Consider the following 20404-nt stretch of genomic DNA (forward strand, 5'->3'; position numbering starts at 1 on the left):
TGTTTTCATACTTGCTGGATATGAATGGTCTATATATGACCTTTGAGTCATTTTTGTGTTCTGTCTCTGCGGAGATGCACTGAAGGTTCTGTGAAATGGGATTCATTGCGATCAGTTCATGACTACATTCATTTCTGAATGATTTCACCAGATGGATTTCTGGAAGTCATAAGGGGGCCCCGATTGTATCGGGCAAGGCAACACGCCGTCAGTTAATAAAAATAAAGGTGGTACATGATTACGCGTCAATCTCAGTATGCAAACCTCAGAAAATCTCTTTGTCTCATTTCCGCTGGCGCTATGACGATAATCGGCCTTAGTGGTTGCCTAGGCGGTAGTGGTAGCGGCGGTGGCTCGGCAACCCGTACGGGAGTATTCACTGATAGCCCGGTAGCTGGATTGCGTTATCACACTGCTACCCAGGAAGGCATCACGGCAGCCGACGGCACCTTTCGGTACCAGGATGGTGAAACGGTGACCTTCCATTTGGGGGAGCTGCAACTTGGGAGTGCTACAGCAGCTGAGCAGTTGAGTCCTCTGGACCTGGTTGATGGCGCAGAGATCACCGATAGCAGAGTTACCAACATCAGAGATCACCGATAGCAGAGTTACCAACATGTTGGTACTGCTGCAGAGTCTGGATGAAGACCGTGCGCTCAATAACGGCATCCAGATATCGGCGGCGATAGCCGATGCTGTGTCGCTCTGGGCTGACTCCATCCTGTTCGATCAGGATCCTGCCAGCTTCGCCAGCAGCACCCCGATCCAGTCGCTACTGGCTGATCTCAATGCCGCCGAGCCGCCGGTGTTTACCGAAAGCGACCCGCGACCACGGACATTGCGTGGTGCTGAGGATGCGCAAGCACATCTTCAACGCACTCTGAGTGAGCGGCGTATTGTCGACACCAAGTATGGAAAGGTGGCAGGTTTCTCGCCGGATGATAAAGCCTGGGCCTGGTACGGCATCCCTTATGCCAAACCGCCGATTGGCGATCTTCGTTGGAAGCCGCCTGTTGCACCGGACGCCTGGGAAGCTGTGCGTGAAGCCACCGACTGGGCGGATCAATCAGCTCAGGCGCCTTATCTTGAGGTATACGGCGAAGGCAGTATGAGTGAAGACAGCCTTTACCTGAATGTGGTGGTGCCCAAAGGTTACGACGGCGAGAAGCTGCCTGTCATGGTATGGCTGCACGGCGGTGGCTACGCGATCCTGACGGCTAACAGCCTGTCCTACAATCACACGGCGTTACCCAGTGAGGGAGTGATTGTGGTTACCGTGAATCATCGCCTGGGTGCATTCGGCTACATGGCTCACCCCATGCTCACCGCCGAGTCGGAGCATCGTTCTTCGGGTAATTACTCGCAACTGGACCAGATCGCGGCGCTGGAGTGGGTGCGCGACAATATCGAGGCGTTTGGTGGTGACCCGGCCAACGTAACCATTTTTGGACAGTCAGGCGGTGGGCTGAAGGTGATTTCACTGCTTAACTCGCCGCTCGCCGAGGGATTATTCCACAGGGCCATTATCATGAGTGCAGCTCCGCCACCTGATGATATCTCCCGCCCAATATACAACACGCTTGAACAGGAAGAAGCTGGCGGCCTTGCTCTGGCAGAAGAGCTGGGTATGCAGGACGAAGAGGATGTGTTGGCAGCCATGCGAGCAGTGCCATGGGTGGATTTGGCCAACGCTGCCAGCGTTGCTGCAGGTTCTTTTGGCGTCGATTACTTCAAGCCCAATGTGGATGGTTGGTATGTGAAATCCGATATTCGCGAAAATGGCTTCCATAACGATGTACCGCTCATTATTGGCACGCCACGCGATGATGCAGCTTGGGTAGTCGAGGGGCTCAAGTGGTATCTGCCTTTCTTGAAAGATAAGCATGAATCCGATGTGTTCGCCTATGTCTATGACCATGTTCCGGAAAACTGGGCCAACCGGGGAGTCGGTGCTTATCACGGCATTGATCTGACCTCGGTATTCGGTTATCCCAATACCTATTACAGCCACTACGTGCTGGGGCTGACCGGGCTACCAGATGCCACTGCCGATAATTACGCAGACAATTTGCCAGGCTGGGGGCCAGTGGATGAATCAATTGCCGCCGACAGCATGTCTCTGTGGGCGCAGTTTGCCAAAGCGGGCAACCCTTCCACGCCAGAAATCACCTGGCCCGCTTACACTGATCAGGCTGAAGAGTTCATGTTGATGAATTACGACATGCAGGCTCAGGAAGGCTTGCAGAGCTTCTTCCCCTGATCACAGATGACACTTGCTGAGCCAATCAGCTTCGTGGTCCAGTAGCCACTGCTTGCGGTGTAGCCCGCCGCCGTAGCCGGTAAGCGAGGCGTTGCTGCCAATCACCCGGTGGCAGGGGACCACGATGCTGATGGGGTTTGCGCCGTTGGCCAGACCGACAGCGCGGACCGCCGATGGCCGCCCGATCTGCAGCGCAAGGGCACCATAACTGAGCGGCTGGCCGGCCGGGATGCTACGCAGCGCCGCCCATACCTGCCGCTGGAAATCGGTACCGCCCAGTGCGACTTCCAGCGTGTCGATGACGCCAACCTCACCTTCGAAATAGGCCTGCATGGCACGTGTGGCGGCTGAGGCCTGGGTGGTTTCCCGCAGGGATATGGACAACCCCTTGTATTGGCGCCGCAGCAGCAGATGCAGGCGAGCCTCGTAGTCCTGCCAGTCGATGGCCCGCAAGCGTTGCTGGTCGTCGGTGACCAGCAGCATCTGGCCAAGCGGAGTCGAGACTTTTTCCAGTTGAAAGTGGTGTGGCGTCATCACAGGCCTGCCTTGAGAAAGTGAGGTTCATACGCGCCGTGGTAGGCGACACGTCAACGCTTAGCAACGCCATGTGCCCCCGGTTCTATCTTCCCCGCAGGTGCCCGGTCGGCAGTGCCGTGGTGTACTTGACCTGGTTGAGGGTAAAACTGGACCTGATGCTTGCTACTACCGGGATCTGCGTCAGGCAATCCAGTAGCAGGACCTGATACTTGGCCAGGTCCTCGATCACCACGCGCAGCATGAAATCCGCCTCGCCGCTCATGAGATAGCATTCCATGATTTCCGGTCGATTGGCTATGGCCTGGGTAAAGACCTCGAGCGACTCCTTGTCCTGTTGCTTGAGTACGACGTGGACGAACACGTTGACTGCAAGCCCCAGCTTCAGCGGGTCGACCAGGGAGACCGAGCCCCGGAGCACGCCATTCTGTTTCATCTCCGAGACCCGCCGCCAACAGGGTGAGGGAGACAGGCCTACCCGTTCCGCCAGCTCGGCATTGCTCAGTTCGGCGTTCTTCTGCAGCTCATCCAGGATGCGGAGGCTGGCTTCATCCAGGTCGACTTTGCTCAAGGATAATATCTCCTGGTTTTTTCTGTAATTGGGGGAATCTATTCGGTATTTGTCTTTTGGCAGGACATCTAGATAATTAATTCCGCTGGCGCAAGGGTAGCATGATCTTTCGAATCCTGGATCGATACCCTGATGAATAGCTCAAGAACGTCTGCCCATGTGTCCCGCTCCCAACCAGTCCCCTTCGCCAGCGTCAGCACCCTGGTCTGGCTCGGAGTCATGGTCCTGCTCTGGGGGCTGAGCTGGCCCGCCACCAAGCTTGCGCTGGATTCGGTACCACCCCTTTGGTTGGCTGCCATCCGTTTTGGCAGTGCCGCCCTGTGCCTGTTCATCCTGCTGGCGATCCGTGGCTCACTCGTGCTCCCGCCGCGGGCGGACTGGCCCATCATTCTCAGTATCGGGCTGTTGCAGATGATGGTGTTCACCGGTCTGGGCATGATCGCCATGACCCAGGTGGATACCAGCCGTGCGGTGCTGCTGGCTTACACCACGCCGTTGTGGGGAGTGATTGTCGGTTGGTTGCTGTTTCGCGACACGCCCACGGGCTGGCAACTTCTTGCTCTTGCAATGGGTTTGGGTGGTATTGGCCTGATCTGCTCGCCCTGGGAGATGGATTGGTCCGCACCGGGCGTGGTGATGGGATCGGTGTTCCTGATCATTGCCGCCATCAGTTGGTCGCTGGTGATCCTGCATATCAGACGTCATCGCTGGACGGCATCGCCGCTGTCGCTCGCGCCCTGGCAGATGTTGCTGGCTACCGTGCCGCTGGCTTTGTTCGCTGTGCTCCTGGAGGGCTCGCCAACCGCGATAGCCTTTGACTGGAAGCTACTGGAGTTGCTGTTCTTTATCGGCCCGGTGGCCACCTCGGCCTGCTTCGTTATTTCCGCCGAGCATGGGCGCCGCATCAGTACCTTTGCCATGTCCAACTTTACGCTGGGCGTGCCGTTGATCGGTATCCTGGCCTCGGTATTGTTGCTGGACAATCGGTTGTCGCTGATCTTCGTCCTGGGTTTGTGCCTGATTGTCTGCGGTATGGCGCTGGCTGCCGCAGCGGCCGCCAGCGCCAGTCGATCGGCGGGGCGTTGAACGCCTGTTCAGACCTAGCCGTCGCTGTTGGCCATCTTCTTCAGGCGATAATCCATCTGCGCCCGGGTCAGGCCGAGCAGGGCGGCGGCGCGGGTGATGTTCTGCTGTGCCAGGTGCATGGCGGCACGTACGAAGGCGTCTTCGATATCGTTGAGGTTGAGCGGCTGCTGCTGCAACAGGCGCAATGCGGTGTGGTCCAGGGAAGGGCCGCTGGCGCTCGCTTCGGCGGCGCCGGCAGGCGTGGCGCTGGGCTCGGGTAGGCGGATGCCGATACCCGGTGCCTGGTCCCAGCTGACGGTGCCGCGCTGGTGTTCGCGCTGGTTGTCCTCCAGGCCGGACAGGTGCCGCAGGTCGATGGTTTCACCGTCATCGGCAAGGATTACCGCGCGTTCGATGACGTTCTCGAACTCGCGAATATTGCCGGGCCAGGGATAGTCCAGAATCCGTTGCAGGGCCCGCGGGGTAATGCCGGCGAGCCGGCGACCATGCTGCTGGCAGAGCTGATTGACGAAGCGCTCCAGCAGCAGCGGCAGATCGTCCTTGCGTTCGCGCAGCGGCGCAATGGTCACCGGGAATACGTTCAGGCGGTAGAACAGGTCGCTGCGAAAACGCCCCTGCTTGACCGCTTCGGACAGATCCTCGTTGGTGGCGGCAATGACCCGCACGTCGATCTTCAGTGTCTTGGTGCTGCCCAGGCGTTCCAGCTCACCGCTTTGCAGCACACGCAGCAGCTTGCCCTGGGCGGTCATGCTCAGGGTACCGATCTCATCGAGGAAGATGGTACCGCCGTCGGCGATCTCGAAGCGCCCGGCACGGGCCTCGGTGGCGCCGGAGTAGGCACCGCGCTGCACGCCGAACAGCTCGGACTCGATCAGTGTATCGGGGATCGCCGCGCAGTTGATCTCGATGAACGGGGTGTCGGCGCGCCGGCTGTTGGCATGCACTTCATGGGCGAACATGGTCTTGCCGACGCCACTCTCGCCCAGGAGCAGCACGGTGGCGTTGGTCGAGGCGACCCGCAGGATCTTGTGCAGCACTGCGTGGTAGGCCGCGGAACTGCCAACCGGTCGGTCCAGCTCCACGACATCCTGTTGCTTGAAGGCCAGCCCGAAGGGCGCCTTGCCCGGCTGCATGCCGGCGAACTCGCTACGTGCCGGTGCTGGGCGGCGGCGCTGGCCGGATAGGCGCGGCTGGAAATATTGCAGGTCATCATCGGCGTCATCCCAGTCCTCCACCGGACGGGCCACCGCCCGGCAGACATCATCGCCCCGGGCCACGCACTCGGACTCGCGAACCAGGATGCGCTTGCCCATCAGTCGGGTCAGGAAGCCCGAGCTGTAGCCTGTTTCCATCCAGCACACCGGATCATGACTCTGCCCGAGGGTGGCCAGGTGCAGATCGCTCTCGATCGAATGCTTCCAGGTGAATTCGCCATACAGGTAGCCCTTGTGCTGGTCGACCTCGATACGCACCGGCTCGACCTCGATGATGCCGCACAGGGAGCGCAACTGCGCCCCGGCGGCGAGGATGTCGAGCTGGCTGCCGTTCTGCCTGGTCTTGATCGCCAGTTCGGCGTCGCGGGTACCGCTCAGGTAACCGATGCGGGTCAGCAGGCCGCGGGTCTGCTCGACGCCGAGGGTTTCCAGCAGCTCCTGGCGCAACGAGCCGAACGCCTCGGCATGCAGCATCAGCATGCGCTTGTCACCCAGCCAGATCATGCCTTTTTCCGGGTTGAAATACAGATGCTCGGCCAGGTCCTGCATATTGGGAAAGCGCAGGTCGGTGATCACGTCCTTGAGTGAGTGCGGGCGACTGTTCTTGCTGTCGGAGGAAGGGGACATGTGTTCACCATGGATATTGTTGTTGTAGGGGCGCAGCGATAGATCCGCGGATGAGGAATTTTAACAGAAGCGATACCTCCGCTGTCCGTCTCAGAGGGACATTGGTCAGACGAATAGACTATTCATCTTTCCTGAAAGGTATAGCGATTTTTTGTACGGAAAAATCGGGTGATGCAGAAAAACATGAAGTGATTATTTCGGCCTACGACCTGCGGAAGACCCGAAATGCTATTTCTATTATATCTATCTTGTTGTAATTAAAGGGTAAATAAGTTTTATCGTCCGGCTCGTGACTGACTGGCACAGCCGTTGCTATCTCTCTTGTACAACGCGACAGAGGTTCCCGGTCGCACCCCGTCCGCTGAGTCGGACTGGAAAACAAGAATAACGGAGATAGCACAGTGGCTGAGATTTCTTCTTTGGGCTACGTCGGTTTCGGCGTCAGTGACCTCGACAGGTGGCAGGTGTTCGCCACCGACATCCTTGGTATGCAGGTTGGCCGACGCGACGCTACCAGCATGACCCTGCGCATGGACGAATACTGCCAGCGCTTCTTCCTCGAACAGAACGATATCGATGACATCATCGCCGCCGGCTGGGAATTCACCAGCGAGCGGGAGCTGGAAGAATACGTTGCCGAGTTGCGCGACAAGGGCGTCGAACTGCGGGTGCTGAGTGCCGAGCACTGTGCCCGGCGGCATATCGAGAAGGGCTACAGTTGCCAGGATCCCAACGGCTTCGATCACGAGTTCTTCTTCGGTCACGGGGTAGCGCTGCTCAAGGACCAGTTCCGTTCGACAGTACTCAAGGGCGGCTTCGTCACCGGCAACCTGGGAGTAGGGCATATCCTGCCGTTCGCCAACCGTGGCAATGGCGCCGAGACCGTCGACTTCTACAGGAACGTGCTCAAGTTCCGCATCAGCGACTACATCCGCCAGGAAGTGCAACCGGGGATGATGGTCGAGGCGACCTTCTTTCACACCAAGACCGGCCGCCACCACTCGATTGCCACCGCCGAGGCGCCCACCGCCAAGGTGCTCAACCATTTCATGGTGCAGCTCGAGGATATGGACGATGTCGGCCTGGCCTATGACCGCGCCGTTGCCGCCGGCATTCCGATCGTCCTGGAGCTGGGCCATCACCCGAACGACAGGATGTTCTCCTTCTATGCGCAGACCCCGTCGGGCTTCAACTTCGAATTCGGCTGGGGCGGGATCGTCATCGATGAGAACGACTGGGAGGTCAAGACCTTCCACCAGATGAGCGACTGGGGCCACAAGCGCAACCTGATCCCGGTTCCGGAAACCGAAGAGCATCCCCTGTCCTGATCGCGGCCTTACCTGGAGAACAAGAACATGAGTATCTGGTTGGATTTTCTTGGAGCAGAGATACGTTTTATCGATCTGCCCACCTATGGCCGCACGCGCATTGCCGAGGCCGGTCACGGCAAGCCCGAGGCGCTGATCCTGATGCACGGCATCGGTGGTCATCTGGAGGCTTATGCCAGGAACGTGGTGGCGCTGGGTGAGCACTACCACGTGATCGCCTTCGATTACGTCGGCCATGGTCTGTCGGCCAAGAAGCTGGATATCGAGTATTCGATCAGCGATTACGTCGAGCAACTGCGCGAGCTGATGGATGTGCTGGGCATCGAGCGTGCGCACATCTCCGGCGAGTCGTTGGGCGGGGTAGTCACCGGCGGTTTCGCGGTGCGTTACCCCGAACGCATCCTGCGTGCGGTGTTCAATACCACCGGCGGCATTCCTATCGTCAGCGACAAGGGGCGTCAGGATCTCAAGAACCTGGCCGAGCTGTCGGCCCGCAGCTCCGGCCAGCAGCCTACCTATGACAGCGTGCTGGCGCGCATGCAATGGCTGTTGTACGAGGGCAACTGGGATCTGCTCAACGAGGAGCTGGTCGGTTCGCGGCTGGCGATCTATTCGCGGTCCGACTTCCAGGGCAGTGCTCCGCTGGTATACGGCCGCCTGCGCAAGGTCAACGAGGGCGGTACGCCTGACATGATCGAGCTGGAGAAGGTGCAGTGCGATTCGCTGCTGCTGTGGACCAGTCACAACCCGATCCACGACGTGGCTGCCGCCGAATCGGCGTTGCCCAGTCTGCCCAACGGCCAGCTGTATGTGATGAAGAAGCTGGCCGGCCACTGGCCGCAGTACGAATCGCCCGAGGAGTTCAACCAGGTGATGGTCGAGTTCCTGTCGACCGGGCGGGTAGGTGCATGAATGCCCAGGTCGCCATGATGAAAACCTCACGCGAACATCTGCCGGTCGCCACCCCCGACTTCTGCAAGGCCATGCGCAACCTGGCGGGGCATTGCGTGGTGATTGCCAGCGGCGATAGTCAGCAGCGTGCCGGGCTGACCGCCACCGCGGTGTGTTCGGTCACCGCCGAGCCGCCACGCCTGCTGGTATGTGTGAATCGCAATGTGTTTGCCCACGGGGTGATCACCGCCAGCCGTCACCTGAGCGTGAACGTGCTCGGCTGCTGCCAGGAGTCGGTGGCCCGGCGCTTCGCCGGCATGGTCGACGGGGTGGCCGGTGAACAGCGTTTTGATGAAGGCGCCTGGGTGCCGGGTATCAGCCAGGTGCCGGTGCTCAGCGATGCGCTGGTCAGTTTCGAATGCCGGGTGGTCGAGGCGGTGCCGGCCAGTACCCATGACATGTTTCTCTGCGAGGTCATCCAGGTGACCGGACAGATGAGTGAAGAAGATCCCCTTATCTATTTCAACGGACGATTCGCGGCGCTTGCCTGAGCCGCGAGGTTGCTGCCCGGATAACAACAAAGTGAGAACCGATATGACTAGTGTGCTGAAAAAGACTGCCGACCAAGCCAGCTGCGTGCCCTCCGAGGCCGAGCTGATCCAGCGTGCCCGTGACCTGATTCCCATGCTCATCGAGAAGGCCGACTCGGTCGAGAAGAATCGCATGGTATCGCCGGAAACCATCCAGGCCTTCGTCGATGCGGGATTCTTCAAGATCCTGCAGCCAGCCAAGTTCGGCGGCTACGAAATGAACCCGGCGGTGTTCTACAAGGTATTGATGGAGCTGGGTCGCGGTTGCTGCAGCAGCGCCTGGAACATGATGATCCTCGGGGTGCACCAGTGGGAGTTCGGCAGTCTGCCGGATCAGGCCTGCGAAGATGTCTGGGGTGTGGATGACAAGACCATCATCGCTTCCTCCTACCCGCCCTTCGGCAAGGTCGAGGAGATCGAAGGCGGCTACCGGATCAGTGGCACCTGGAAGACCTCCAGCGGCTGCGACCATGGCAAGTGGGCTTTCCTCGGTGGGCTGCGCCGTGATGCCCAGGGCAATGTGATCGATCGCCTGTCCATGCTGGTACCGGCCACCGACTACGAGATCGAGGATGACTGGCACGTGTTCGGTCTGGCCGGCACCGGCAGCAAGAGCCTGGTGGTCCGCGAGACCTTCGTTCCTTATCACCGCACCCACAGCCTGATTCAGTACAACAAGGATGATCGCGGTACACATTACCTGTACCCGTTCAATCAGATCTTCTTCGGCTCGGTGTCGGCGCTGATCGTCGGCATGGCCCAGGGCGGTATCGATGAGTACATCCGCCAGATGACCGTGCGCACCAATACCACCGATGGCGGCAGCGCGGCGCTCAGCCCCTACGTCAAGGACCGTCTGGGCAACGCGGTGGTGCGGGTGCGTTCGGCGCGGGCGCGGCTGCTGCAGATGATGGCCGAGACCACTGAGATCGTCGAGCGCGGCGAGCTGGTGCCCAACTACGACCGGGTCCACCACATGCTGGATATCGCCCGGGTCGGACGCGACTGCGAGGAAGCGGTGATGCTGCTGTTCAAGGCGACCTCGGCACGCGGCATCTATCTGAACAACCCGCTGCAGCGCATCCTGCGCGACGTCATCGCCGCGGCCAACCATATCACCCAGAACGCCGACGATACCGCCGGCATGCTGGGCGCCTATCTGCTCGGTCAGCAATTGCCGCCCATGGTCTTCGGCCTGGAGCCGGTATCGCTGAACGGCTGAAACATTTTGGGGCTTGCCCCAAATGAAGGCATGGCAACCGCCGGTGCGGTTGCCATGGGATAAAAATAAAAGGCGGTGTACCGCCCATATCTGAGGTGCCTTATGTCTTACCAAAGGATGAACAAGACGTTTCAGCTGTCAGCCCTGAGTGCTGCCATCCTGCTCTGTTCCTCATTGCCTGCCCATGCGTTCCAGTTCGACACCGACAATGCCGACCTGCGCATCCGCCTGGATACCAACGTGAAGTACAACGCCGCCTGGCGGGTGCAGGATCAGAAGAACCGTCTGATTTCCGATATGACCCTGGATGACGGTGACCGCAACTTCGACAAGGGTTCGATGATCAACAACCGGGTCGACCTGTTCTCCGAGTTCGACGTCAACTACCGCGGCATGGGTGTACGCGTCAGTGGTGCGGCCTGGTATGACCGGGTCTACAACCGCAAGAACGATCACGATAACCCGGAGACCTCGAACAACCTGTCGGTCGCTTACAACGAGTTCACCAAGGAAACCCGCGACCTGCATGGCCGCGACGCCGAGCTGCGGGATGCCTTCGTCTATTCCGACTTCAGCCTGACCGACGATGTCTGGGGTGTGGTGCGGGTCGGCCAGCATTCGCTGCTGTACGGCGAGAGCCTGTTCTTCGGCAATAACGGTATTGCTGGCGGCATGATGCCGATCAACGCCATCCAGGCGCTGTCGGCGCCCAACTCGCAGTTCAAGGAGCTGGTGTTGCCGGTCAAGCAGATTTCCGGTGACCTGCAGCTGACTCCGGCGCTGTCGCTGGGCGCCTATTACCAGTTCGAATGGGAGCGCACGCGGATTCCGGCGGCGGGCAGCTACTTCAGCCCGGCGGATCTGCTCGATGGCGGTGGTGAGCGCATTCTCGCAGCGCCCGGCGTGTCGCTGTACCGGACCAAGGATATCGAGGCGCGCGACTCGGGGCAGTGGGGCTTCCAACTGCGCTACCGGGCCGACAGCATCGATACCGACTTCGGCCTCTATGCGATCAACTACCACGACAAGAACTTCCAGGTGCAGACCCGGCCGTTCGATGTTCCTCAGCCCGGCGTGGCCGATGACATCGTGGTGGGTGAGCACATGCTGGTATTCCCCGAGGACGTGCGCGCCTATGGCTTCAGTGCGACCACCGGTATCGGTGATGCCAACGTGGCCTTCGAGGGTTCGATCCGACGCAATGCACCGCTGGTCAGCCTGACCGTCAATGACATTACCGGCGATCACGATAATGACCGCAATCCGCTGTACGCCGTGGGTAATACCGCGCATGCCCAGGTCAGCATGATTCAGATCATGCCCCAGAGCCGCTTCTGGGATACCGCCGCGCTGATGGGTGAGGTGGCCTGGAACCGCACGCTGAGCGTGACCAAGAACCGTGAATGGATGGACCCCAACAGCACCCGTGACGCCACAGCCATGCGCGTGGTGTTCAACCCTACCTACTTCCAGGTGTTCGATGGCATCGACCTGTCGGTCCCCATGGGGGTGAGTTACGGCATCGATGGCCGCTCCTCGGCGGTGGGCGGGTTCAGCCAGGCCAAGGGCGGTGGTTTCAACATCGGGCTGTCGGCCGAGTACCTCAAGCGCGTCACCGTGGCGCTGAGCTACAACGGCTTCTATGGGCCGACCGATCGTACCAGCAGTCCGGAGTACGTGCCTGCGGTCGATGCCACCACGGGCGTCAAGTCCTATAAGCAGACCAATGGCGACCGCGACTTCATTTCCCTGAATGCATCCTATACGTTCTGAGGCCAGATCATGCATAACAAGAACATTCGTCAATTCGCCCTTTGCGTTTCCCTGCTGGCGCTGAGCGTGGGCACCGCTGGCGCCGCAGTCAGCCCCGAGGAAGCCGCCCTGCTCAAGTCGGAGCTGACTCCGCTGGGCGCCGAGCGTGCCGGCAACGCCGCTGGCACCATTCCCGCCTGGGACGGCGGCTATACCACGGTGCCGTCCGGCTTCAGGAACGGTAATCGGGACTTCGATCCCTTCTCCGGTGACCAGCCGTTGTACTCGATCACCGCCGCCAATCTGGCCGAGCACCAGGATCAACTGGCCGCCGGTGTGATCCAGCTGTTCAAGGACAACCCGGACACCTATCGCATCGACGTGTATCCGACCCGGCGCACCGCTGCAGCGCCGCAGTGGATCTACGACAACACCTTCAAGAACGCCACCAGCGCGACCCTCGAGAACAACGGTCTGACCGTGCGCGGTGCCTACGGCGGGGTACCGTTCCCGATTCCCAAGAGCGGCATCGAGCTGGTGTGGAACCACCAGTTGCAGTGGCGCGGCGAGTCCACCGATACCAAGTACCAGGTCTGGACCACCACCGGCGAGGGCCGCCGCATTCTGGCCACCGCAGCGCAGGACTACGCGCAGTATCCCTACTACTACGCCAGCGGTTCGCAGGAATCGACGCCCAATCCGAAGTACATGCTGGCCATCCAGCTGGCCTACGAACCAGCGTTCCGCGCGGGTGAGGCGCTGATGGTGCACAACACCCTGGATTACCACCAGGGCCGTACCCTGTGGCAATACCTGGTCGGTCAGCGCCGCGTGCGCCAGGCGCCGAGCATCAACTTCGATACCCCGAACGTGGTGGCCTCCGGCACCAACTTCGTCGATGAGACCTTCGGTTACGGCGGCTCGCCCGAACGCTACGACTGGAAGCTGATCGGCAAGCGGGAAATGCTCATTCCCTACAACAACAACGCGCTGATGGCACACAGCGATGCCGAGGTGCTCGGTCAACGGCATGCCAACCCTGACCTGGTGCGTTGGGAGCTGCATCGGGTATGGGAAGTGCAGGCGACCCTGAAACCGGGTAGCCGCCACGCGGTGCCCAAGCGTCAGTTCTACTTCAGCGAGGACAACTGGGGGACGGCGATCCTCGACGGCTGGGATGCCGAGGGCACCCTGTGGCGCACTTCGATGACCACGCCGTTCGTGGCACCGGATATCCCGGCGACGGTGAACTACTGCAATGGCTTCTTCCATGACCACCGTACCCGCGCCTGGGTCTACAACTGCGCCATGGGTACGGACGTGAAGGGCAGTCAGTTCAGCATGGCTGACAAGCGCTCGGAGACCTATTTCTCGCCGCAATCCCTGCTGCGCATGAGTGGTCGCTGATCGGTCCCGTGCCCTCTGCCAGTGATGGCAGAGGGCAATCCGCCTTGCGAGGAGTTGCACAAGTGAAAAACACGATTACAACGCGCCTGCTATCGCTGCTTGCTGCCACGGCCCTGGCCTGTCTGCCAGCGATGACGCTGGCGGCCGACCTGCCGGACACCCTGAGCCGCCCGGCCACGCCATCCGACCTGGCGGTGCGCTCGATGCTCAGTAGCGTGGCCCAGGCCGGCGAACGGCTGGTGGCGGTGGGGGAGCGCGGTCACATCATCCTGTCCGATGATCAGGGCCGGACCTGGCGCCAGGCGCCATCCCCGGTCAGCGTGACGCTGACCTCGGTGTGCTTTGCCGACAGCCAGCATGGCTGGGCGGTGGGGCACCGCGGTGCGATTCTGCATACCGATGATGCCGGTGACAGCTGGAGCCTGCAGCTGGATGGCCAGCGCTTTGCCGAAGCCGCCTGGCAACGCGCCCGGGAGGAAGGCTCGGAGCTGGAGTACAGCGCCCAGATGCTGGTCGAGGACGGAGCGGACAAGCCGTTCCTGGATGTGCAATGCCTGGGCAGCCAATCGGTGATAGCCGTAGGCGCCTATGGCCTGGGGGTGCGCAGCGCTGATGGTGGCATCAGTTGGAGTCCGCTGCTGACGCTGATGGAGGGCACCGAACAGAGCCACCTGAATGCCGTACTCGGGGTGGGCAATACCCTGTACATGGCCGGTGAAATGGGCGGCCTGTACCGCAGCGACGTAGCGGCCAGCCAGGTGGAACGCCTCGCCCAGCCCTACGAGGGCAGCTATTTCGGTCTGCTGGGGGATGCCCAGCGGTTGCTGGCCTTCGGCTTGCGCGGCCACGCCTTCATCTCCACCGATGCCGGTGAGCACTGGCGCCAACTGTCGCTGCCCACCAGCCAGAGCCTGACCGCCGGCACCTTGCTCGCGGACGGCGCACTGCTGCTGACCGATGCCGCCGGTGGCGGCTGGCTGAGTCGGGATGAGGGGCGCTCGTTCTCCCGCATCCGTGCCGCGCGCCCGTTCCCGCTGACCGACCTGCTGCCGCTGGCCGATGGCAGCGTGCTGGGTGTCGGCTCCAACGGTGTTACCCGTTTCTCCGCCGAGCAGCTCAACTGACCGGCCTGCGCCAGAGGTTCATCTATATGGCTATTTCATCTTCAGACGGTTTCCAGACCATCACCAACCTGAAGGATTTCGACCAGAAGTCCGGTAATGCGCTGGAGCGTTTGCTGTTCAACTACCGGGGCTGGATCATTGCCTTCTGCGTGCTGATGACGCTGCTGCTGGCCGCCTCGGCGACCCAGGTGCGCATGAATGCCAGCTTCCTGAAGACCATTCCGACCAGTCATCCATTCATCCTCAACTACCTCAAGCACCAGGATGAGCTCAAGGGCACTGCCAATACGCTGCGCATCGCCGTGGCGCTGGAAGGCGAGGGCGATATCTTCAGCGCCGAGTACATGGAGACCCTGCGCCAGATCAACGACGAGGTATTCCTGCTGCCGGGGGTGGACCGCTCCTTCATGAAGTCCCTGTGGACACCGCTGACCCGCTGGCAGGGGGTGACCGAGCAGGGATTCGATGGCGGTACGGTGATCCCTGACGGCTTTGCCGGTACGGCCGAGAACCTGGAGGTGCTGCGGGGCAACGTGCAACTGTCCGGTGAGATCGGGCAACTGGTAGCGCCGGATTTCCGTTCGAGCATCATCCTGGTGCCGTTGCTGGATGTCGACCCGTCCACCGGCGAGGCGCTGGACTACAAGCAACTGTCCGATGCGCTGGAGCAGATCCGCGAGCGCTACAGCGACCAGGGCGTGTCGTTGCACATCATCGGTTTCGCCAAGGTCATGGGCGACCTGATCTCCGGCCTGTATGCGGTGTTGAGTTTCTTTGCCGCCGCGGTGCTGATCACCACCATCATTCTGCTGTACTTCACCCGCTGCTGGCGCAGCACGTTGGTGGTGCAGGGTTGCACCCTGGTCGGCGTGGTCTGGTTGCTGGGTGTGCTGCCGCTGCTGGGTTACGAGCTCAACCCCTATTCGATCCTGGTGCCGTTCCTGGTCTACGCCATCGGCGTCAGTCACGGCGCGCAGAAGATGAACGGCATCATGCAGGACATCGGCCGCGGCACGCACCGGCTGATCGCTGCCCGCTATACCTTCCGCCGGCTGTTCGCCGCCGGCATGACCGCGCTGCTGGCCGATGCGGTGGGTTTTGCGGTGATGACCATCGTTGATATCCCGGTAATCAAGGAGCTGGCGATCATCTCCAGCATTGGCGTGGCGCTGCTGGTATTCACCAACCTGGCGCTGCTGCCGATCATGCTGTCCTTCACCGGCGTGTCGCCGCTTGCGGCGCAGCGTCGGCTGGATGCCGAACGTGCCCATGAGCAGCCGGACTATCGCAAGCCCGCCGTGGTCCGTGGCCTGCTGGCCTTCACCCGCCCGCGCGTCGCCATCAGCGCGTTGCTCTGTGCCGGTGCCCTGGCTGGCTGGGCGGTGCTCGAGGCGCGCAACCTGCAGGTCGGTGACCTGGACCCCGGCGCCCCCGAGCTGCGTGCCGATTCGCGCTACAACCAGGACAACCAGTTCATCATCAGCAACTACCAGGCCAGCAGCGACGTGTTCGTGGTGATGGTCGAGACCCCGGCGGGGCAGTGCGTCAACTATGAAACCCTGCGCAAGGTCGAGGAGCTGGAATGGCGCCTGCGCCAGTTGCCGGGGGTGGACGGCACCAACTCGATCGCCGGGGTGGCGCGGCGGGTCAACGTCGGCATGAACGAGGGCTTCCTCAAGTGGAACGAGCTGCCGCCGAACCAGCCGATGATCAACGCCGCGGCCAACCGCTCGCCCCGCGACCTGTTCAACGCTACCTGCGAGCTGCTGTCGGTGTTCGTCTACCTGCAGGACCACAAGGCGCAGACGCTTGGCGGAGTGGTCTCCACGGTGGAGAGCTTCGCCGGCGAGTTCAACAGTGACGAGGCGCGCTTCATCATGGCTGCCGGTAATGCCGGCATCGAAAGTGCCACCAATATCGTGGTGAAGAAGGCCAACACGCAGATGGTCATCGGCGTGTACCTGGCGGTGAGCCTGTTGTGTCTGCTGGCGTTCCGTTCCTGGCGGGCGACCATCTGCGCGATCCTGCCGCTGATGCTGACCTCGATGCTGGCCGAGGCGCTGATGGTCAAGCTGGGCATGGGGCTGAAGGTGTCCACCTTGCCGGTGGTGGCGCTGGGGGTGGGGATCGGCGTCGACTATGCGCTGTATATCCTCAGTGTCATGCTGTTCTGGCTCAAGCGTGGCTCGAGCCTGTCGGAAGCCTACTTCCAGGCATTGAACTTCACCGGTCGGGTAGTGGTGTTCACCGGTGTGACCCTGTCGCTGGGTGTGGTGACCTGGATACTGTCGCCGATCAAGTTCCAGGCTGATATGGGCCTGCTGCTGACCTTCATGTTCTTCTGCAACATGCTGGTGGCGCTGATCCTGGTGCCGGCGCTGGCCTGCTTCCTGTTGCAGCCCAGGCACTTCGCCTCGCAATACGTTCTGCAACAGCGCCAGGCTGAGACCGGTCGCACCGAAACCCTGCATCCCGCCGAGCGCCGTGCGTTCGCGGTCGAGGAGGTGCTGCCATGAGACAGCATGGATTGCCCCTACCGCGCCTGCCCGGCGCTGGCCTGCCCCTCGACGTGGCGCGGCTCGGTGTCGATGCAGCGCTGGAGTGCGCACGGCGCAACCAGCTCCAGGTCAGCATTGCCGTGGTCGATGGCGGCGGCCATCTGATGGCCTTCGCCCGTACCGAAGGCACCCCCTGGCACAGCATCCAGCTGGCCACCGAGAAGGCCCGAACCTCGGCCTCGTTCGGTCTGCCCAGCAGCACCCTGGGCGACATGATCGACAACGCCAGTGAACGCATCCGCATGAACCTGTTGCTGCGCCCGGAAATCGTCGCCATGGGCGGTGCTTTTCCGATCCAGATGGATGGCCGTCTGGTCGGCGCATTGGGCGTGTCCGGTGCCAGTGAGGAAGAAGACATCATCTGTGCGCTGGCCGGCTGTGAGGCGATGGTCTCTCAGGTCGACGCGGCGCCCGAATCCGAAGGAGTTGAACCATGAGCAACAACCCCCTCCATGCCCAGCTCGGTGACGAGCTGTTCGTCGCCCTGCGCGAGGCACGCATGGTGGCACCGCTGACCGAGCGGTATCCGCACCTGACCATCGAGGACGCCTACGCCATCCAGCAGCAGCTGATTGCACGGCGCCAGGAGGATGGCGAGCGCATCATCGGCAAGAAGATCGGGGTCACCAGCCAGGCGGTAATGGACCTGCTCAAGGTCGACCAGCCGGACTTCGGCATGCTCACCGATCGCATGGTGGTGAACCAGGGCCAGTGCATCGACATGGCGACCCTGATCCAGCCCAAGGCCGAAGGGGAAATCGCCTTCGTGCTCAAGCAGGATCTGGCTGGCCCAGGGGTGACCGTGGCCGATGTGTTGCGTGCCACCGAGGGTGTGATGGCCTGCTTTGAAATCGTCGATTCGCGGGTGCGTGACTGGCAGATCAAGATCCAGGACACCGTGGCGGACAACGCTTCCTGTGGCGTGTTCGTACTGGGCGACCGGTTGGTCGACCCGCGCGGGCTGGATCTGTACAGCACCGGCATGGTGCTGCAGAAGAATGGCGCCATCGTTGGCACCGGCGCCGGTGCCGCGACCATGGGCTCGCCGGCGATCGCCGTGGCCTGGCTGGCCAATACCCTGGGGCGGCTGGGCATGAGCCTCAAGGCCGGCGAGGTGATTCTGTCCGGCGCGCTGTCGGGCATGGTGCCGGTAACCGCCGGGGACAACCTGAGCGTGACCATCGCCGGTCTTGGCAGCTGCAGCGTGCGCTTTGCCTGATCCTATTGAGGAAACACAACCATGAGCAAGAAACTCAAAGCCGCGATCATCGGTTCGGGCAATATCGGTACCGACCTGATGATCAAGATCCTGCGCAACGCGCAGCATATCGAGATGGCCGTGATGGTCGGTATTGATCCTGAATCCGACGGCCTGGCCCGCGCCGCCCGCATGGGCGTGGCCACCACCCACCAGGGCGTGGATGGGCTGGCACAGATGCCGGAGTTCGCCGACATCGACTTCGTGTTCGATGCCACCAGCGCTGGCGCCCATGTGCGTAACGATGCGCTGCTGCGTCAGCTGAAACCCGGCCTGCGGATGATCGACCTGACGCCGGCGGCCATCGGCCCGTACTGTGTGCCGGTGGTGAACCTGGAAGAACACCTCAACCAGACCAACGTCAATATGGTCACCTGCGGTGGCCAGGCCACCATTCCCATGGTTGCCGCCGTGTCGCGGGTAGCCAAGGTGCATTACGGCGAGATTGTCGCCTCGATCAGCAGCAAGTCCGCGGGCCCCGGCACCCGGGCCAATATCGACGAGTTCACCGAGACCACCTCCAAAGCGATTGAAGTCATAGGCGGGGCGCAGAAGGGCAAGGCGATCATCATCATGAACCCGGCCGAGCCGCCGCTGATCATGCGCGACACAGTATTCGTGCTGTCGGAGCTGGCTGACCAGGAGCAGATCGCCGCCTCGGTCGAGGAAATGGCCGCTGCAGTGCAGCGCTATGTGCCCGGCTATCGCCTGAAACAGCAAGTGCAGTTCGATGTGATTCCTGAATCCGCCCCGGTCAATGTGCCCGGTGTGGGCCGGATGAGTGGGCTGAAGACTTCGATCTTCCTCGAAGTCGAAGGCGCCGCCCATTACCTGCCAGCCTATGCCGGCAACCTCGACATCATGACCTCGGCGGCGCTGGCCACCGCCGAGCGTATGGCCCAGTCCATGCTCACTGCTGGAGGTGCCGCATGAGCTTCGATCCGCAACGCAAACTCTATATCTCCGACGTGACCCTGCGCGATGGCAGCCACGCCATCCGTCACCAGTATTCGATCCAGAATGTGCAGGACATTGCCCGTGCGCTGGACAAGGCCCGGGTCGACTCCATCGAAGTGGCCCACGGTGATGGCCTGCAGGGCTCCTCCTTCAACTATGGCTTTGCCGCGCACACCGACCTGGAATATATCGAGGCGGCGGCCGATGTCATCAGCCACGCGAAGATCGCCACCCTGCTGCTGCCGGGCATCGGCACCGTGCATGACCTCAAGGCGGCGTATGACGCCGGCGCCCGCGTGGTGCGGGTGGCCACCCACTGCACCGAGGCGGATGTATCGAAGCAGCATATCGAATACGCCCGGGAGCTGGGCATGGATACCGTCGGCTTCCTGATGATGAGCCATATGATCCCGGCGCAGCAGCTGGCCGCGCAGGGCAAGCTGATGGAAAGCTACGGCGCCACCTGCATCTACATGGCCGACTCCGGCGGGGCGATGAACATGCAGGACGTGCGTGATCGCATGCGTGCGTTCAAGGATGTACTCGATCCTGCCACTCACACCGGCATGCACGCCCACCACAACCTGAGCCTGGGGGTGGCCAACTCGATCACGGCGGTGGAAGAGGGCTGTGATCGCATCGATGCCAGCCTGGCCGGCATGGGGGCCGGTGCCGGCAATGCGCCGCTGGAGGTGTTTATCGCCGCCGCCGAACGCCTGGGCTGGAACCACGGCACCGACCTGTACACCTTGATGGACGCCGCTGACGACATCGTCCGTCCGCTGCAGGATCGCCCGGTGCGGGTGGACCGGGAAACCCTGGGGCTGGGCTATGCCGGGGTGTATTCGAGCTTCCTGCGCCACGCCGAGGTGGCGGCGGACAAATATGGCCTCAAGACCCTCGACATCCTGGTCGAGCTGGGCAAGCGCCGCATGGTCGGCGGCCAGGAAGACATGATCGTGGATGTGGCGCTGGATCTGTTGGCAGCGCGTGACAAGACCTGAAAAAGATAACAACTCACAACC

The 20404-nt window shown here is 61.6% G+C and carries 17 protein-coding genes; 14 read left to right on the forward strand and 3 right to left on the reverse strand.

Features of this window, described 5'->3' with window-relative positions:
- Nucleotides 1-616 precede the first annotated feature (616 nt).
- Complete coding sequence (locus CQ007_RS09615) at nt 617-2260, forward strand: carboxylesterase/lipase family protein (RefSeq protein ID WP_158256748.1); 1644 nt, start codon at nt 617-619, stop codon at nt 2258-2260.
- On the opposite strand, the gene ogt is transcribed toward CQ007_RS09615, so the two are convergent.
- Complete coding sequence (gene ogt, locus CQ007_RS09620; RefSeq protein WP_105645569.1) at nt 2261-2794, reverse strand: methylated-DNA--[protein]-cysteine S-methyltransferase; 534 nt, start codon at nt 2792-2794, stop codon at nt 2261-2263.
- An 85-nt stretch (nt 2795-2879) separates the two neighbouring features.
- Nucleotides 2880-3365 (reverse strand): Lrp/AsnC family transcriptional regulator, encoded by a 486-nt coding sequence (locus tag CQ007_RS09625; protein WP_105645571.1) that lies wholly within the window; start codon nt 3363-3365, stop codon nt 2880-2882.
- A gap of 132 nt (nt 3366-3497) precedes the next feature.
- On the opposite strand from CQ007_RS09625, the gene CQ007_RS09630 reads away from it, so the two are divergent.
- Nucleotides 3498-4451, forward strand: a complete 954-nt coding sequence (locus CQ007_RS09630; protein WP_105645573.1) for a DMT family transporter — start codon at nt 3498-3500, stop codon at nt 4449-4451.
- A 14-nt stretch (nt 4452-4465) separates the two neighbouring features.
- Here CQ007_RS09630 and CQ007_RS09635 read toward each other — a convergent pair whose 3' ends face one another.
- Nucleotides 4466-6292, reverse strand: a complete 1827-nt coding sequence (locus CQ007_RS09635; protein WP_105645575.1) for a sigma-54-dependent Fis family transcriptional regulator — start codon at nt 6290-6292, stop codon at nt 4466-4468.
- Between the two features lie 401 nt (nt 6293-6693).
- On the opposite strand from CQ007_RS09635, the gene CQ007_RS09640 reads away from it, so the two are divergent.
- The 12 genes from CQ007_RS09640 (at nt 6694) to dmpG (ending at nt 20383) form a co-directional block, all read left to right on the forward strand.
- Nucleotides 6694-7620 (forward strand): VOC family protein, encoded by a 927-nt coding sequence (locus CQ007_RS09640; protein WP_105645577.1) that lies wholly within the window; start codon nt 6694-6696, stop codon nt 7618-7620.
- A gap of 27 nt (nt 7621-7647) precedes the next feature.
- Nucleotides 7648-8532: an alpha/beta fold hydrolase gene (locus tag CQ007_RS09645; protein ID WP_105645579.1), complete on the forward strand. Its 885-nt coding sequence runs from the start codon at nt 7648-7650 to the stop codon at nt 8530-8532.
- Nucleotides 8529-9062 (forward strand): flavin reductase family protein, encoded by a 534-nt coding sequence (locus tag CQ007_RS09650; RefSeq protein WP_105645581.1) that lies wholly within the window; start codon nt 8529-8531, stop codon nt 9060-9062. The genes CQ007_RS09645 and CQ007_RS09650 overlap by 4 nt, the downstream gene beginning before the upstream one ends.
- Nucleotides 9063-9105: 43 nt before the next feature.
- Complete coding sequence (locus tag CQ007_RS09655; RefSeq protein ID WP_105645582.1) at nt 9106-10323, forward strand: acyl-CoA dehydrogenase family protein; 1218 nt, start codon at nt 9106-9108, stop codon at nt 10321-10323.
- A 102-nt stretch (nt 10324-10425) separates the two neighbouring features.
- Nucleotides 10426-12096 carry a DUF1302 domain-containing protein gene (locus CQ007_RS09660; RefSeq protein ID WP_218278862.1) on the forward strand — a complete coding sequence of 557 codons (1671 nt, stop codon included), beginning with the start codon at nt 10426-10428 and terminating at the stop codon, nt 12094-12096.
- A 9-nt stretch (nt 12097-12105) separates the two neighbouring features.
- On the forward strand, nt 12106-13482 hold the full coding sequence (locus CQ007_RS09665; protein ID WP_105645586.1) for a DUF1329 domain-containing protein: 1377 nt from the start codon (nt 12106-12108) through the stop codon (nt 13480-13482).
- Nucleotides 13483-13544: 62 nt separating this feature from the next.
- Entirely contained in the window at nt 13545-14606 is a 1062-nt protein-coding gene (locus CQ007_RS09670) for a YCF48-related protein (RefSeq protein ID WP_105645588.1), read from the forward strand.
- A gap of 26 nt (nt 14607-14632) precedes the next feature.
- Nucleotides 14633-17122: an RND family transporter gene (locus CQ007_RS09675; protein WP_105645590.1), complete on the forward strand. Its 2490-nt coding sequence runs from the start codon at nt 14633-14635 to the stop codon at nt 17120-17122.
- Entirely contained in the window at nt 17119-17601 is a 483-nt protein-coding gene (locus CQ007_RS09680) for a heme-binding protein (protein WP_105645592.1), read from the forward strand. Before CQ007_RS09675 ends, CQ007_RS09680 begins: the two co-directional genes overlap by 4 nt.
- The gene (gene dmpE, locus CQ007_RS09685; RefSeq protein WP_105645594.1) at nt 17598-18383 is read left to right on the forward strand and encodes a 2-oxopent-4-enoate hydratase; all 786 of its coding nucleotides are present in this window, start codon (nt 17598-17600) and stop codon (nt 18381-18383) included. Before CQ007_RS09680 ends, dmpE begins: the two co-directional genes overlap by 4 nt.
- 21 nt (nt 18384-18404) lie before the next feature.
- Nucleotides 18405-19355, forward strand: a complete 951-nt coding sequence (locus CQ007_RS09690) for an acetaldehyde dehydrogenase (acetylating) (protein WP_105645596.1) — start codon at nt 18405-18407, stop codon at nt 19353-19355.
- On the forward strand, nt 19352-20383 hold the full coding sequence (gene dmpG / locus CQ007_RS09695; RefSeq protein WP_105645598.1) for a 4-hydroxy-2-oxovalerate aldolase: 1032 nt from the start codon (nt 19352-19354) through the stop codon (nt 20381-20383). Before CQ007_RS09690 ends, dmpG begins: the two co-directional genes overlap by 4 nt.
- The last annotated feature ends 21 nt before the right edge of the window (nt 20384-20404 follow it).

Source organism: Pseudomonas sp. MYb185 (assembly GCF_002979975.1).
Classification (GTDB): domain Bacteria; phylum Pseudomonadota; class Gammaproteobacteria; order Pseudomonadales; family Pseudomonadaceae; genus Halopseudomonas.